Below are 14464 nucleotides of genomic sequence, written 5' to 3' on the forward strand. Positions count from 1 at the left end.
CAACCTAAGGAGATCGAGGCCAACGCAGGTCGTCTGCAGGGTATGGATTCCCCCCGGAAATGCGGCCTTTGGTCAGGAAATGGTCAGGTCAGCGACGCCCTCGAGGTGGCTTAGGATATGGAGATGGATTTCGGTGACCCGACCACCCGTGACGACTCCGGGGCCGGTGTCCCGGACCCCTTCGCCAAGCTGGGGCTGACCTACGACGACGTCCTCCTGCTGCCCGGCTACAGCGAGTTGGCGCCCGGGGACCTGGACACGACGACGCGCCTGACGCGCGAGATCTCCATCCGCACGCCCCTCATCTCGGCGGCCATGGACACCGTGACCGAGTCGCGGATGGCCATCGCCATGGCGCGCCAGGGTGGCATCGGGGTGCTCCACCGCAACCTCTCCATCGAGGACCAGGCCTACCAGGTCGACCTCGTCAAGCGGACCCAGACCGGCATGATCACCAACCCCGTCGTCATTGGCCCCGAGGCCACCCTCGACGACCTCGACCAGCGGTGCGGCGAGTACCGCGTCTCGGGTCTGCCCGTCGTCGACGGTGACAACGTGCTCATCGGCATCATCACCAACCGCGACCTGCGCTTCACGCCCGTGGCCGAGTGGTCCACGACACTCGTGCGCGACGTCATGACCCCGATGCCCCTCATCACCGCCCCGGTCGGCATCTCCCACGAGGACGCGACCCTGCTGCTGCGCCAGCACAAGCGCGAGCGGCTGCCGATCGTCGACGACGCGGGCAAGCTGGCCGGGCTCATCACGGTCAAGGACTTCGTCAAGAGCGAGCAGTTCCCCAATGCGAGCAAGGACGCGCAGGGCCGCCTGCTCGTCGGCGCGGCCATCGGCTACTTCGGCGACGCCTGGGAGCGGGCGACGACCCTCATCGACGCCGGCGTCGACGTCCTCGTCGCCGACACGGCGCACGGGCACGTCCGCCTGCTGCTCGAGATGTGTGAGCGGCTCAAGAAGGACCCGGCGACCCGCCACGTCCAGATCATCGGCGGCAACGTCGCCACCCGCGAGGGGGCGCAGGCCTTCATCGACACCGGCGTCGACGCGATCAAGGTGGGCGTCGGGCCGGGCTCGATCTGCACGACCCGCATCGTCACCGGTGTCGGTGCCCCGCAGATCACCGCGGTCCACGACGCCTCCCTCGCCGCGCGCCCGGCCGGCGTCCCGGTCATCGCCGACGGCGGCCTGCAGCACTCGGGTGACATCGCCAAGGCGCTCGTCGCCGGTGCCGACAGCGTCATGGTCGGCTCGCTCCTCGCCGGCTGCGAGGAGAGCCCGGGCGAGCTGATCTTCGTCGGCGGCAAGCAGTTCAAGGCCTACCGCGGCATGGGCAGCCTCGGCGCCATGAGCAGCCGCGGCAAGAAGTCCTTCAGCAAGGACCGCTACTTCCAGGCCGAGGTGACGAGCGACGACCAGCTCGTCCCCGAGGGCATCGAGGGGCGCGTCGCCTACCGCGGCACCCTCGCCCAGGTCGCCCACCAGATGGTCGGCGGGCTGCGGCAGTCGATGTTCTACGTCGGCGCGGGCACGATCCCCGAGCTGCAGGCGAAGGGGAAGTTCGTCCGGATCACCTCCGCCTCCCTCAAGGAGAGCCACCCGCACGACATCGAGGCGATCGTCGAGGCACCCAACTACAGCGTCCGCTGACCGTGGCCGGGCCGGAGTCGAAGCGCGCGAAGGGCATCGGTGGGCCGCCGGGCAGTCTCCTGTGGTGGATCTCCCAGGTGGCCGGTCTCGTCGTGAGCCTCGTGCTCATGCTCGTGCTGGCCGCCGCGCTGTCGATGCTCACCCGGATGGTCGTCGAGGGCCGCACCGACCCGCCGCTCCACCCGCCGACGGTCGGCGTCTGGTGGCTCCTGTGCACCGGAGCGCTCCTCGTGCCGATGCTGCGTCAGACCTGGCAGGAGCTGGCCTCCGAGCAGGTCCACGTCGACGCGGCCGGCAACGAGCTGCGCATCGACCGGTGGTCGCCGGCCGAGGAGCGCGAGCGCTTCGCGGCGCTGGTCGGTGCCGTCGACCGGGGAGTCGCCGCCCCGCAGACAGATGCCGACGACCGCGATGCCGACGACCGGGCCGCGGCCGACGAGCCGGTCGTCGCGCAAGAGCGGGCACGTGAGCGACCGCAGCGGCAGGCCGCGCGGGAGACCGCAGCCGCGGTCGAGCCGGCGGGGCCGTCGGTGGGACCCGACGGCCGGTGGTCGGCCCCCCCTTCGCTGGCTCGAGCTGGCCGGCATGGTCTGCCTCGTCGGCTGGCTGCCGCTGCTGCTCGTCGCGGTGATCGTCTTCGCCGAGCTGCAGGACTCCGTCGCCTCGGAGTGGGGGCTGCTGCCGATGGCGCTGCTGCCGATCGGCTGGGTGCTGCTGTGGGTGCACCACCTGCTGCGGCACCGGTGGCTGCGCACCCGCGAGACCCGCAGCGACCTGGCCGGCCTGCACGGGATGACGGCCTTCGTCCTCGCCGTCGTGCTCGTGCTCGTCGCCCTGACCGGCCTGATCATGCGTGACGAGTTCCTCGGTGTCGCGCTCATCAGCTTCCCGCTCGCCGTCCTGTGCGGCTGGGTGGCCAAGCGCGAGATGCGGCACCACGTCCCCGAGCGCACGAGCAGCAGCGACGGCTCCGACACCCCCGTCGACATCACTCCCTTCGACTGACCGCCGCACGGTACGAGCGCATCTCGGCCCCACCGGTGGCCCTACGGTCGACCGACTCGGCCGCGAGGACCGCCCGGACGATGGCGCGGCTGACGCAGTCGGCGGCAGCGGTCTGCAGCTCCACGAAGGCGAAGGGGTCCACGGCCGGCCCGCCGGGTGTCGACAGGGCGAAGACCGTGTCGCCGTCGAACCCGGTGTGCACCGGCGAGAGCGCCCGGGCGAAGCCGTCGTGCGCGACACCCGCGAGCTTCGCGCAGCCCGCCTTGTCGAGCGCGGCATCCGTGGCCACCACGGCCAGGGTCGTCGCCGTCCCGGCCCGCAGCGCCTGCGCCTCGGCGGCCTGACGCTCCCAGTGGGCCTGCACCGCAACGGGATCGGGCTCGGGCACGTCGACCTCACCCGGTACCAGCAGGCGCTCGGCGAGCAGCCGACCGTCGGGGGAGAGCGGCGAGCCGACCGCGTTGACCGCGACGAGGGCGCCCACCGTCACCCCCGAAGGGAGCACGGCGCTCGCCGACCCGATGCCGCCGCGCAGCCCGCCGGCGCGGGCTCCGGTCCCGGCGCCGACACCCCCTTCGTCCACCGGGCCGTCGCTCGCCGCGAGGTAGGCGGCCCGGCCCTCGTCCGGGCCGGGGTGGTGACGCCACGACCCGGCCCGCCCGAGGTCGAAGAGGATCGCGGCCGGGACGATCGGCACGACCTCACCGGCTCCTGGGCCGGCCGGCCAGCCACGCCCCTCGTCGGCGAGCGCCGCGACGACGCCGTCCGCGGCGGACAGGCCGTAGGCGCTGCCGCCCGACAGGACGACGGCGTCGACGGCGTCGACGAGGTTGAGGGGGTCGAGCAGGTCGGTCTCGCGGGTGCCGGGGCCGCCGCCGCGCACGTCCACCCCACCGGTCGTGCCGACGGGCGGCACGACGACGCTCGTCCCGGTGAGCCAGCCGGGCTCGTCACGGGTGGCATGGCCGACCCGGATGCCCGGGACGTCGGTGATGGCGTTGTGCGCTCCGGGGTGCATGGCACCAGCATGCCCGCGGAGCCGGCCGCCCGGGAGGGGTGGGGATAGCCCTCTGCGTCGGTGGTTGACTGGAGCGATGACGACGAGCAGCGACCCGATCCGCGTCCTCGACGGCCACAACGACCTGCCGTGGCACCACCGCGAGGTGGCCGGCTACGACCTCGACGCCTGCGACATCGCCCAGCCGCAGCCGCACCTGCACACGGACCTGCCGCGGATGCGCGCAGGGGGCCTGGCCGCCCAGCTGTGGTCGGTGTGGGTGCCCTGCGAGCTCCAGGGCGAGGCGGCCGTCGCCGCGACGCACGAGCAGATCGACTTCGTCGCGGCCATGTGCGCCCGCTACGAGGAGATGGTCTCGGCGCGGACCGCGGCCGACGTGCACGCGGCGTGGGCGCAGGGCCGGCACGCCGCGCTCGTCGGGATGGAGGGCGGCCACAGCATCAACGAGTCGCTCGAGACCCTCGAGGGCTTCGCCGACCGGGGTGCCCGCTACATGACGCTCACGCACAACGACAACACGCCCTGGGCCGACTCGGCGACCGACGAGCGCGTGCACGGCGGACTGACCGACTTCGGTCGTGAGGTCGTCGCCCGGATGAACGACCTCGGGGTCGTCGTCGACCTGTCGCACGTGAGCGCGGAGACGATGCACGACGCCCTCGACGCGACGCGTCTACCCGTGATGTTCAGCCACTCCGGCGCGCGAGCGGTGTGCGACCACCCGCGCAATGTCCCGGATGACGTCCTCGAGCGCATCCCGGGCAACGGCGGGATCGTCATGGCCAACGTCGTGCCGAAGTTCGTCAACCCGGCCCGGGCCGACGAGGTCCTCGGACGCACCTGCGTCGTGCCCGACCCGGTGGCGACGCTCGACCACGTCGTCGCGCACTTCGAGCACCTGCGTGAGGTCGTCGGCATCGAGCACGTCGGCATCGGCGCGGACTACGACGGCGTCGACGAGACGCCGGTCGGGCTCGAGGACGTCGCGAGCTACCCGCGGCTGCTTGGCGCGCTGGGGGAGCGGGGCTGGAGCCGCAGCGACCTCGAGGCCCTCGCGCACGGCAACGTGCTGCGGGTCCTCGAGGCCACGGAGGTCTAGCGGGGCGGGCGCCGGCTCACATCCGCAGGTCGGGGAAGGGCGTGTCACCCTTCGGCGCCGGCGGGGCGTCGTGCACCGCCGACCCGCGCACGGTGTCCACGCCGGTGACGTTCTTCTTCACCGTCCGGGAGAGCCCGCTCAGCTGCTTGTGGTACTTGCCCTTGGTGCGCCGGTCGACGAAGCCGGTCGCCTTGTCGATGTAGTCGCCCGCCTTGTCGGGGTTGTTGCGCGCCCACTGGCGCGCGGTCTCGGTGGCGGTCAGGACGACAGCGGCGTTCTTGAACTTGGCCATGGGGCGGTCCTTCGGTCGGGGATGTACTCGCCACGGACAACGAAGGGGGACCACGCAGGATTCCGCGCGTGGCCCCCCTCCTTGGTCGGGTGGAGTCAGTGCATGAGCACCGGAGCGGCCTCGCCGGGCTCCTCGTCGAGCATGTGGCTCTCCTCGTGCTTGCGCGGGAGGAAGGCCGCGACGACGAGGGTCGCGAGGCACATGAAGGCCGAGACCCAGTAGGTCGCGGCGAAGGCCTCGGCCATGTCGACGCGCACTGCGTGCACGAGCGCGGCGGCACCGGCCTGCGGGTCGCTCGCGTACTGCGCCATGACCTGGGCGACCTCGGGGAACTTCGCGAGGAGCTGCTGCATCGCGCCCGGGTCGGTGACCTCGGCGCTCTCCTCGCCGAAGGCCTGCGCCTGACCGATGAGGGGACGGTCCTCGAAGCCACGGGTCAGGACGACCGATGCGATGGCCACGCCGAAGGAGCTCGCGACCTGCTGGGTGATGTTGAGCAGCGTCGAGCCGCGGGCCACCTGGTGGGCGGTGAGCGCCTTGAGCGAGCTCGTCATGAGCGGCATCATCGTTGCGCCCATGCCCAGACCCATGACGAAGAGCGCCGGGATGACGAAGCCCCAGTAGCTCGAGTCCGCGGAGAGCTGGGTGAAGGCGAACATGCCGCCGGTGATCAGGGCGATGCCGACGGGCACGATCCGGCCGACGGGGTACTTGTCGACCAGCATGCCGGCGATCGGCATGGTGACCAGGGCGCCGAGGCCCTGCGGGATCATCAGGACGCCCGCCATGGTCGTCGTCTCGCCCCGCACCTGCTGGAAGTAGGTCGGCATGAGGAGCAGGCCGCCGAAGAAGGCCGCGGCGAAGAGGAACATCGTCAGCGCGGCGATCGAGAACTGCCGGTTGCCGAGCAGACGCAGGTCGAGCAGCGGGTGCTTCGGGCGCATCGACCACCAGCCGAAGGCGAGGATGAGGACGAGCCCGGCCAGGGCGGTGCCGTAGACCTTGGGCGAGTTGACCGTGCCCTCCTCGGGGATCGACGAGACGCCGTAGAGGAAGAGCGCCAGGCCGGGCGACATGAGGAGCAGGCCGATGATGTCGAGCGACTCGGTGGGCTCGGTGTGGTCCTTGGGCAGGACGAGCGCGGCGTAGACGAGGGCGACGATGCCGAGGGGCAGGTTGATGAGGAAGATCCAGGTCCAGCTCGGGCGGCCCAGCCAGTGGGCGTTGTCGATGAGCCAGCCACCGAGGATCGGGCCACCGATCGGGCCGAGGAGCATCGGGATGCCGAGGATCGCCATGAGGCGACCGATGCGGTCCGGGCCGGCCGCGCGCGTCATGATCGTCATGCCGAGCGGCATGAGCATGCCGCCGCCGAGGCCCTGGACGACGCGGGCGCCGATGAGCATCTCGATGGAGGGCGCGAAGGCGCACAGGACGGAGCCGGCGACGAAGAAGGCGATCGCGGCGAGGTAGAGCCGCTTGGTGCCGAAGCGGTCAGCGGCCCAGCCGGTCAGCGGGATGACGGTGGCCAAGGCCAGCGTGTAGGCGGTGACGGTCCAGGCGACGGTCGAGTAGTGCAGCGGCTCGGGGCCCGTGGCCAGGTCGGTCTGGAAGTGCGGGAGCGCGACGTTGACGACCGTGATGTCGAGGATCGACATGATCGAGCCGAGGACGACGACGCCGGCGATCTTGAGGACGGCCGCGTCGATCTTGTCCGGATACTCCGTGGGCAGCGTGGGATCGTGCGCAGGTGCAGACACAGGGGTCTCCTGTCAGGGGTGCGAAGGGGGGAGGCGGCGGCCTCGTCGCCACCCTGGCCGGCGGGAGAGATACATGCGTCGGCCATGCAAGTATGCGCCGTCACCCACGAGGGGCCAAGCCCTTTAGGCTGGGCGGGTGAACGAGATCGAGATCGGCCGGGGCAAGCGTGGCCGCAGGGCCTACTCCTTCGACGACATCGCGGTGCTGCCGAGTCGACGCACGCGCGACCCCGAGGAGGTGTCGCTCGACTGGCAGATCGACGCCTACCACTTCGAGATGCCGGTCATCGCGGCCCCGATGGACTCGGTGATGTCGCCGGCGACGGCCGTCGCCTTCGGCGAGGCCGGCGGTCTGCCGGTCCTCGACCTCGAGGGCCTGTGGACGCGCTACTCCGACCCCGAGCCGCTGCTCGCGGAGATCGCCTCGCTCGACCCGGCCCTCGCGACGGCGCGGATGCAGGAGATCTACGCGGCCCCGATCCAGCCCGACCTGATCAGCGAGCGGCTGCGCGAGCTGCGGTCGGCCGGCGTCACGGTCGCCGGTGCGCTCAGCCCGCAAAACACGCAGCAGCACTGGAAGACCGTCGTCGACGCGGGGGTGGACCTCTTCGTCATCCGCGGCACGACGGTCTCCGCCGAGCACGTGAGCAGCCGGTCCGAGCCGCTCAACCTCAAGCGATTCATCTACGAGCTCGACGTGCCGGTCATCGTCGGTGGCGCGGCGAGCTACACCGCCGCCCTGCACCTCATGCGGACCGGTGCGGCGGGTGTCCTCGTCGGTTTCGGCGGGGGAGCGGCCCACACGACCCGCCAAGCGCTGGGGATCCACGCGCCGATGGCCAGCGCCGTGGCCGACGTCGCTGCCGCCCGCCGCGACTACCTCGACGAGTCCGGTGGCCGCTACGTCCACGTCATCGCCGACGGTGGCCTCGGGACGAGTGGCGACATCGTCAAGGCGGTCGCCTGCGGCGCCGACGCCGTGATGCTGGGTGCGGCGCTGGCCCGCGCGGCCGATGCCCCCGGTCGCGGCTTCCACTGGGGCGCCGAGGCGCACCACCCCGAGCTGCCTCGTGGGGCGCGCGTCGAAGTCGGCTCTGTCGCGCCGCTGCAGGAGGTGCTCTTCGGCCCGAGCAAGGTGGCCGACGGCACGACCAACCTCATCGGTGCGCTGCGCCGGGCCATGGCCACGACCGGCTACACCGAGGTCAAGGAGCTGCAGCGCATCGAGGTCGTCGTCGCGCCACACCAGCCGAGCTGACCCACCCCCACCTCGCCACCCCCCTTCCGCATCTGCCTCGGCACGTGCGGGAGGGGGTGCGCATTTCCCTAGGCAGATGCGGAAGGGGTGGCGCATTTCCCTAGGCAGATGCGCACTGGGGGTGGTATTTCCCTAGGGAAATGCGGGTGGAGGGCCCGGGGCGAAGGGGGAGGGGCCGCCTTCATGGGCCGATTCACGGACGTCCTCTGGCGCGTCCGGGGACCCCCGGTTACCGTGAGGTAATGACCTCGGAGATCATCGCTGACCCAGAGCTGGACCCCACGGCGACCTACGCGGTCGACCCCGCTCGTGCCCGGCGCTACGCCGGCCGCGTCGTCGCCTCGCCGACGGCGCAGACCTTCACGCGCACCTCGCCGCTCACGGGCGGCCCGATCGCCGCCCTGCCGCTCTCCGGGGAGGGCGACGTGCGTCGTGCCGTGGCCGGAGCCCGCGCCGCCCAGGCGCGCTGGGCCGCGACCTCCTTCGACGAGCGCCGTCGGGTGCTCCTGCGCTTCCACGACCTCGTCCTCTCCCACCAGGTCGAGCTGCTCGACCTGGTCCAGATCGAGTCGGGCAAGGTGCGCAAGCAGGCCTTCGAGGAGGTGCTCGACACCGCCCTCGCGGCGCGCTACTACGGCCGCACGGCCGAGTCGCACCTGCGGCCGCGCAAGGTGGCCGGCGCCTACCCGCTCCTCACCCAGACCCGCGTCCACCACCGGCCCAAGGGCGTCGTCGGCATCGTCTCGCCGTGGAACTACCCGCTGAGCCTGGCCATCACCGACGCGCTGCCCGCGCTCATGGCCGGCAACGCCGTCGTCCTGCGCCCCGACCAGCAGGGCTCGGTCACGGCCCTCGCGGGCGTCGAGCTGCTCCACGAGGCCGGTCTGCCCGAGGGCGTCCTCCAGGTGGTGCTGGGCCCCGGCTCCGAGACGGGGCAGGCGGTCGTCGACTCGACGGACTACGTCTGCTACACCGGCTCGACCGCGACCGGCCGTCGCGTCGCCCAGTCCGCGGCATCGCGACTGGTCTCCTTCAGCATGGAGCTCGGTGGCAAGAACTCGGTGTACATCGCCGACGACGCCGACCTCGACCGCGCCGTCGAGGGTGCGGTCCGTGCGTGCTTCTCCAGCGCCGGCCAGCTGTGCATCTCGACCGAGCGGGTCGTCGTGCACGAGGCGATCGCCGATGACTTCATCGCCCGCTTCGTCGCCGCCGTCGACGCCATGACGATCGGCACCGCCCTCGAGTACGGCTACGACATGGGCTCGCTGGTCAGCCAAGCGCAGCTCGACACGGTCACCGCCCACATCGAGGACGCCACGGCGAAGGGGGCGAAGGTCCTCACCGGTGGCAGGCACCGCCCCGACCTCGGGCCCTACGTCTTCGAGCCGACGGTGCTCGAGGGCGTCACCTCGGCGATGACCTGTCGCGACGAGGAGACATTCGGTCCGCTCGTGTCGATCTACCGGGTCGCCGACGACGCTGCCGCGATCGCGCTCGTCAACGACACCGAGTACGGGCTCAACTCCTCGGTGTGGACCCGCGACATCGCTCGCGGCCGGCGTCTGGCCGCCCGGTTCGAGACGGGGACGGTCAACATCAACGAGGCCTACGCCGCGGCGTGGGCCTCGATGGGTGCCCCGATGGGTGGGATGAAGGACTCCGGCATGGGTCGCCGCCACGGCGCGGAGGGCATCCTCAAGTACACGGAGGCCCAGACGGTCGCCGTGCAGCACCTGGTCCCGATCGCCCCCGCCTTCGGCATGAGCGACGCGCTCCACGCCAAGGTGCTCACCCTCGGGCTGCGCGCGATGAAGACGGCGGGCATGCGGTGACCCCGGCTGACGTCGACACCGCGGTCGACACCGACGTCCTCGTCATCGGCTCCGGCTTCGGGGGCTCGGTCGCCGCCCTTCGCCTGGCGGAGAAGGGCTATCGCGTGACGGTCCTCGAGGCCGGTCGGCGCTTCGCCGACGAGGACTTCGCCGAGACCAGCTGGGACCTGAAGAACTTCCTGTGGGCGCCCAAGGTGGGGATGTACGGCATCCAGCGCATCCACATGCTCAAGGACGTGATGATCCTCGCCGGCGCAGGTGTCGGCGGTGGCTCGCTCAACTACGCCAACACGCTCTACGTGCCGCCGGAGGTCTTCTTCCGGGACCGCCAGTGGGGCCACATCACCGACTGGCAGGCCGAGCTGCTGCCGCACTACGACATGGCGAGCACGATGCTCGGTGTCGTCACCAACCGGTGCGAGTCCGTCGTCGAGCAGGCCATGCGCGAGGCCGCCGACGAGATGGGTGTGGCCGACACCTTCCGCAAGACCCCCGTCGGCGTGCTCTTCGGCGACGACGACTCCCCGGAGCAGCAGGGCCGCACGGTCGCCGACCCCTACTTCGGTGGGGCGGGTCCCACGCGCACGACGTGCACCGAGTGCGGCAACTGCATGGTCGGCTGCCGGGTGGGCGCCAAGAACACGCTCGTGAAGAACTACCTCGCGCTTGCCGAGGGCCTGGGCGTGCAGATCGTGCCGATGCGCACGGTCACCCGGGTCGGGGTCGTCCCCGGCACCGACGGCCCCGACGAGGTCTACCGGGTGCGTCACGAGGCGACGGATGCCTTGGGGGACAAGACCGCTCGTGTCACGACGGCGCGCAAGGTCGTCGTCGCCGCGGGCACGTGGGGGAGCCAGCACCTGCTCCACGAGATGAAGGCGGACGGGGAGCTGCCGGCGATCAGCGACCGCCTCGGCGAGCTGACGCGGACCAACTCGGAGGCCCTCGTCGGTGCCCTCGCATCGTCGCCGCCGGAGGGCGAGCACGACCTGACGAAGGGGGTGGCCATCACCTCCTCCTTCCACCCGGACGAGTCGACCCACATCGAAAACGTCCGGTACGGGCGCGGGTCGGACGCGATGGGCATGCTCACCACGCTGCTCGCGCCGCCGCGGACAGGGCGCACCCCGCGCTTCCTCAAGCTCATCGCGGACCTGCCGAAGAACATCCCGGCGCTCATCGCGTGGTTCCCCCCGGGCACGCACTTCGCCGACAGCACGGTCATCGGCCTGGTCATGCAGTCGCTCGACAACTCGCTGACGACCTACCTGACGACCGGGCCGGGTGGGCGCCGGCGGCTGACCTCGAAGCAGGGCCACGGCGAGGAGAACCCGACCTACATCGAGGCCGGGCACGAGGGCATCCGGGTCCTCGCGGACAAGCTCTCGGCACGGCTCGGTCAACCCGTCTACCCCGGCGGCACGTGGAGCGAGGCCTTCGACATCCCGCTCACCGCGCACTTCCTCGGTGGGGCCCCCATCAGCGACTCGCCGGCCACCGGCGTCATCGACCCGTACCACCGCCTGTGGGGCCACCCGGGTATCAGCGTCGTCGACGGCTCGGCCGTCTCGGCCAACCTCGGCGTCAATCCTTCGCTGACGATCACCGCGCAGGCCGAGCGGGCCTTCTCGCTGTGGCCCAACGTCGGTGACGCCGACGTGCGGCCCGCCCAGGGTGATGCCTACCGCCGGCTCGACCCGATCGCGCCGAGGACGCCGGCGGTCCGCGAGTTCACCCACACCAGCTCGAAGGTGTCGCTGCCGATGCCGGCCGTGCGGGGTGCGTGAGCGGAGCACCCAGAGCGCTCACGTAGCCTGAGGCGGTGCTGCGGACCGCCTGTCGACCCCGATACCTCGGGTTGCTCGTCGTGGCGCTCGCGCTCGTCGCGCTCGGCATCATCGCCGGTCGCTGGCAGTGGTCAGTCGCCCACGACGTCGCCCGTGCCGAGGCCGTCCGCGAGGTCCAGGAGCGCCCGGTGCGGCCCGTCGCCGACGTCATCGCCCCGCACGAGGGCTTCCCCGACGACGGGTCGGGGCAGCGGATCAGCATGCGCGGCAGGTACGCGGGTGAGCCGCTCCTCGTCGTCGACCGGCGCTTCGAGGGGCAGCCCGTCAGCTGGGTCCTCGACCGCTTCGTCGTCGAGGAGACGGGCGCCAACCTGGCCGTCGTCCGCGGCTACGTGCCCGCGGGGGAGGACCCCCCTTCGCCGCCTGGGGGAACCCTCGAGATCGTCGGCTCGTTGGCCCCTCCGGAGGCCCCCGACGAGACCGGGGGCATCGACGACGGCGAGCTGACGTCGGTGGACATCGCCCAGCTGGTCAACCTCTGGGAGGGTGACATCTACAACGGCTTCGTCTTCGCCGTCAGCGAGGACGGTGTGACGGCGGCGCCGCAGCGGGTCCCGCCGCCGCTGCCGGACACCTCGCTGCAGTTTCGCAACGTCATGTACGCCGTCCAGTGGTGGATGTTCGCCGCCTTTGCGGTGTGGATGTGGTTGAAGGTCGTGCGCCAGGCGGCGCGCCAGGACGAGGCGGGGGAGCCCGCTCGAGAGGTGGAGGAGTCGACGTGAGCAACGAGACGCAGGGCGGCCAGGCCGCCGACCCGAGGGCCATCGCCAGTGCGCTGACCTTCTTCCGCATCACCGCGGTCATCGCCGGTCTGGCCATGTTTGTCCTCATCGTCGAGATGGTCCTCAAGTACGGGATGGACAATGACGTGCTCGCCTGGTGGTCGCCCGTGCACGGCCTGATCTTCATGGTCTTCGCCGTCGCGACCGCCAACCTGGGCTTCAAGGTCGGCTGGTCCGTGGGCCGCATGCTCCTCACGCTGCTGCTCGCCTGCATCCCCTTCGTCGCCTTCGTCGAGGAGCGTCGGGTCGTCCGCGAGGTCAGTCCGCTCATCTCCTGACGTGGCGAAGGGGGAGCCCCCGCCGCCCGGTAGCCTGTGCAAGTGACGGAATCGCTCAAGACCCGCCCGGTCCTCGTCGTCGACTACGGCGCCCAGTACGCCCAGCTCATCGCGCGTCGCGTGCGTGAGGCGAAGATCTACAGCGAGGTCGTGCCGCACACGATGCCGGTCGCCGAGATCCTCGCGAAGGAGCCGGCCGCGGTGATCCTCTCCGGAGGACCCTCGTCGGTCTACGCCGAGGACGCCCCCTCGCTCGACGTGACGCTGCTCGAGGCCGGGGTCCCCGTCTTCGGTATGTGCTACGGCTTCCAGGCGATGGTCCAGGCGCTCGGCGGCACCGTCGAGCGCACCGGCCTGCGGGAGTACGGATCGACCCGCGCGCAGGTGAGCGACCGCGAGTCCACCCTCTTCAACGGCCAGCCCGCGGAGCAGTCGGTGTGGATGAGCCACGGCGACTCGGTGACCGAGGCCCCCGAGGGCATGCGGGTCACCGCGAGCACCTCCGGCGCACCCGTCGCGGCCTTCGAGGACGACGAGCGTCGCCTGTACGGCGTCCAGTGGCACCCCGAGGTGCTGCACTCGACCTTCGGCCAGCCAGTGCTGGAAAACTTCCTGCTGCGCGGCGCCGGGCTCAGCCCCGACTGGACCGCGGACAACGTCATCGACGAGCAGGTCGACCTCATCCGCGAGACCGTCGGCGAGGACCGGGTCCTGTGCGCCCTCTCCGGGGGGCGTCGACTCCTCCGTCGCGGCGGCGCTCGTGCAGCGCGCCGTCGGCGAGCAGCTGACCTGCGTCTTCGTCGACCACGGCCTGCTGCGGCAGGGCGAGGCCGAGCAGGTCGAGCAGGAGTTCGTCGCGGCCACGGGCGTCAAGCTCGTCGTCGTCGACGCCAAGGAGCGCTTCCTCGGCGCGCTGGCCGGGGTCACCGACCCCGAGGAGAAGCGCAAGATCATCGGCCGCGAGTTCATCCGCGTCTTCGAGCAGGCGGCGCGCGACGTCGTCGGCGAGGGCGACGAGTCCGGTCACCCCGTCAAGTGGCTCGTCCAGGGCACGCTCTACCCGGACGTCGTCGAGTCCGGCGGCGGCACCGGCGCGGCCAACATCAAGAGCCACCACAACGTCGGCGGCCTGCCCGACGACCTGCAGTTCAAGCTCATCGAGCCGCTGCGCGCCCTCTTCAAGGACGAGGTGCGTCAGGTCGGCCGTGAGCTCGGCGTCCCCGACCCGATCGTCGACCGCCAGCCCTTCCCCGGCCCGGGCCTGGGCATCCGGATCATCGGCGAGGTCACCGAGACCAACCTCGACATCCTCCGCCGGGCCGACGCCATCGCCCGCGAGGAGCTGACCGCCGCCGGCCTCGACAAGGAGATCTGGCAGTGCCCGGTCGTCCTGCTCGCCGACGTGCGCTCCGTCGGGGTCCAGGGCGACGGCCGCACCTACGGCCACCCGATCGTCCTGCGCCCCGTCTCCTCCGAGGACGCGATGACCGCCGACTGGACGCGCGTGCCCGGCGACGTCCTCGCGCAGATCTCCACCCGCATCACCAACGAGGTCGAAGAGGTCAACCGGGTCGTGCTCGACGTGACGAGCAAGCCGCCGGGCACCATCGAGTGGGAGTGAGCTG

General features: G+C 71.5%; 12 protein-coding genes and 1 pseudogene. 9 read left to right on the plus strand and 4 right to left on the minus strand.

Annotated features, from left to right (window positions below):
• Positions 1 to 117 precede the first annotated feature (117 nt).
• Positions 118 to 1665 (plus strand): IMP dehydrogenase, encoded by a 1548-nt coding sequence (gene guaB / locus B277_RS01485; RefSeq protein WP_007924350.1) that lies wholly within the window; start codon positions 118 to 120, stop codon positions 1663 to 1665.
• On the opposite strand, the gene B277_RS01490 is transcribed toward guaB, so the two are convergent.
• Positions 1650 to 2120, minus strand: a complete 471-nt coding sequence (locus B277_RS01490) for a hypothetical protein (RefSeq protein WP_040880515.1) — start codon at positions 2118 to 2120, stop codon at positions 1650 to 1652. The two genes, guaB and B277_RS01490, sit on opposite strands and share 16 nt — an antisense overlap.
• 10 nt (positions 2121 to 2130) lie before the next feature.
• Between B277_RS01490 and B277_RS01495 the strand changes: the two genes are divergently transcribed.
• The gene (locus B277_RS01495; RefSeq protein WP_156811707.1) at positions 2131 to 2670 is read left to right on the plus strand and encodes a hypothetical protein; all 540 of its coding nucleotides are present in this window, start codon (positions 2131 to 2133) and stop codon (positions 2668 to 2670) included.
• Here the strand turns inward: B277_RS01495 and B277_RS01500 are convergent.
• Positions 2654 to 3688, minus strand: coding sequence for a P1 family peptidase (locus tag B277_RS01500; RefSeq protein ID WP_007924354.1), 1035 nt, complete (start codon positions 3686 to 3688; stop codon positions 2654 to 2656). The two genes, B277_RS01495 and B277_RS01500, sit on opposite strands and share 17 nt — an antisense overlap.
• A gap of 76 nt (positions 3689 to 3764) precedes the next feature.
• On the opposite strand from B277_RS01500, the gene B277_RS01505 reads away from it, so the two are divergent.
• Complete coding sequence (locus B277_RS01505; protein WP_007924355.1) at positions 3765 to 4787, plus strand: dipeptidase; 1023 nt, start codon at positions 3765 to 3767, stop codon at positions 4785 to 4787.
• Between the two features lie 16 nt (positions 4788 to 4803).
• Here the strand turns inward: B277_RS01505 and B277_RS01510 are convergent, their stop codons facing one another.
• Together B277_RS01510 and B277_RS01515 are read right to left on the minus strand one after the other, a co-directional pair.
• On the minus strand, positions 4804 to 5079 hold the full coding sequence (locus tag B277_RS01510) for an antitoxin (RefSeq protein ID WP_007924356.1): 276 nt from the start codon (positions 5077 to 5079) through the stop codon (positions 4804 to 4806).
• A 95-nt stretch (positions 5080 to 5174) separates the two neighbouring features.
• Positions 5175 to 6839 carry a DHA2 family efflux MFS transporter permease subunit gene (locus B277_RS01515; RefSeq protein WP_007924358.1) on the minus strand — a complete coding sequence of 555 codons (1665 nt, stop codon included), beginning with the start codon at positions 6837 to 6839 and terminating at the stop codon, positions 5175 to 5177.
• A 136-nt stretch (positions 6840 to 6975) separates the two neighbouring features.
• Between B277_RS01515 and B277_RS01520 the strand changes: the two genes are divergently transcribed.
• The 6 genes and pseudogenes from B277_RS01520 to guaA all read left to right on the plus strand — a co-directional run bounded on the left by B277_RS01520 (position 6976) and on the right by guaA (position 14460).
• Positions 6976 to 8097 (plus strand): GuaB3 family IMP dehydrogenase-related protein, encoded by a 1122-nt coding sequence (locus B277_RS01520; protein WP_007924359.1) that lies wholly within the window; start codon positions 6976 to 6978, stop codon positions 8095 to 8097.
• 242 nt (positions 8098 to 8339) lie between these two features.
• The gene (locus B277_RS01525) at positions 8340 to 9932 is read left to right on the plus strand and encodes a succinic semialdehyde dehydrogenase (RefSeq protein WP_007924362.1); all 1593 of its coding nucleotides are present in this window, start codon (positions 8340 to 8342) and stop codon (positions 9930 to 9932) included.
• Positions 9929 to 11719 (plus strand): FAD-dependent oxidoreductase, encoded by a 1791-nt coding sequence (locus B277_RS01530; protein WP_007924363.1) that lies wholly within the window; start codon positions 9929 to 9931, stop codon positions 11717 to 11719. Before B277_RS01525 ends, B277_RS01530 begins: the two co-directional genes overlap by 4 nt.
• A gap of 35 nt (positions 11720 to 11754) precedes the next feature.
• The gene (locus tag B277_RS01535) at positions 11755 to 12501 is read left to right on the plus strand and encodes an SURF1 family protein (protein ID WP_040880516.1); all 747 of its coding nucleotides are present in this window, start codon (positions 11755 to 11757) and stop codon (positions 12499 to 12501) included.
• Positions 12498 to 12839, plus strand: a complete 342-nt coding sequence (locus tag B277_RS01540) for a DUF3817 domain-containing protein (RefSeq protein ID WP_007924367.1) — start codon at positions 12498 to 12500, stop codon at positions 12837 to 12839. Before B277_RS01535 ends, B277_RS01540 begins: the two co-directional genes overlap by 4 nt.
• 42 nt (positions 12840 to 12881) lie before the next feature.
• A pseudogene (gene guaA / locus B277_RS01545) lies at positions 12882 to 14460 on the plus strand (glutamine-hydrolyzing GMP synthase).
• Positions 14461 to 14464 lie beyond the last annotated feature (4 nt).

The organism is Janibacter hoylei PVAS-1 (assembly GCF_000297495.1).
In the GTDB taxonomy this organism is placed as follows: Bacteria; Actinomycetota; Actinomycetes; order Actinomycetales; family Dermatophilaceae; genus Janibacter; species Janibacter hoylei.

Coding starts and splice junctions, on each gene's coding strand:
- guaB (WP_007924350.1), top strand. CDS start 118: ATGGAGATGGATTTCGGTGACCCGACCACCCGTGACGACTCCGGGGCC.
- B277_RS01500 (WP_007924354.1), bottom strand. CDS start 3,688: ATGCACCCCGGAGCGCACAACGCCATCACCGACGTCCCGGGCATCCGG.
- B277_RS01505 (WP_007924355.1), top strand. CDS start 3,765: ATGACGACGAGCAGCGACCCGATCCGCGTCCTCGACGGCCACAACGAC.
- B277_RS01510 (WP_007924356.1), bottom strand. CDS start 5,079: ATGGCCAAGTTCAAGAACGCCGCTGTCGTCCTGACCGCCACCGAGACC.
- B277_RS01525 (WP_007924362.1), top strand. CDS start 8,340: ATGACCTCGGAGATCATCGCTGACCCAGAGCTGGACCCCACGGCGACC.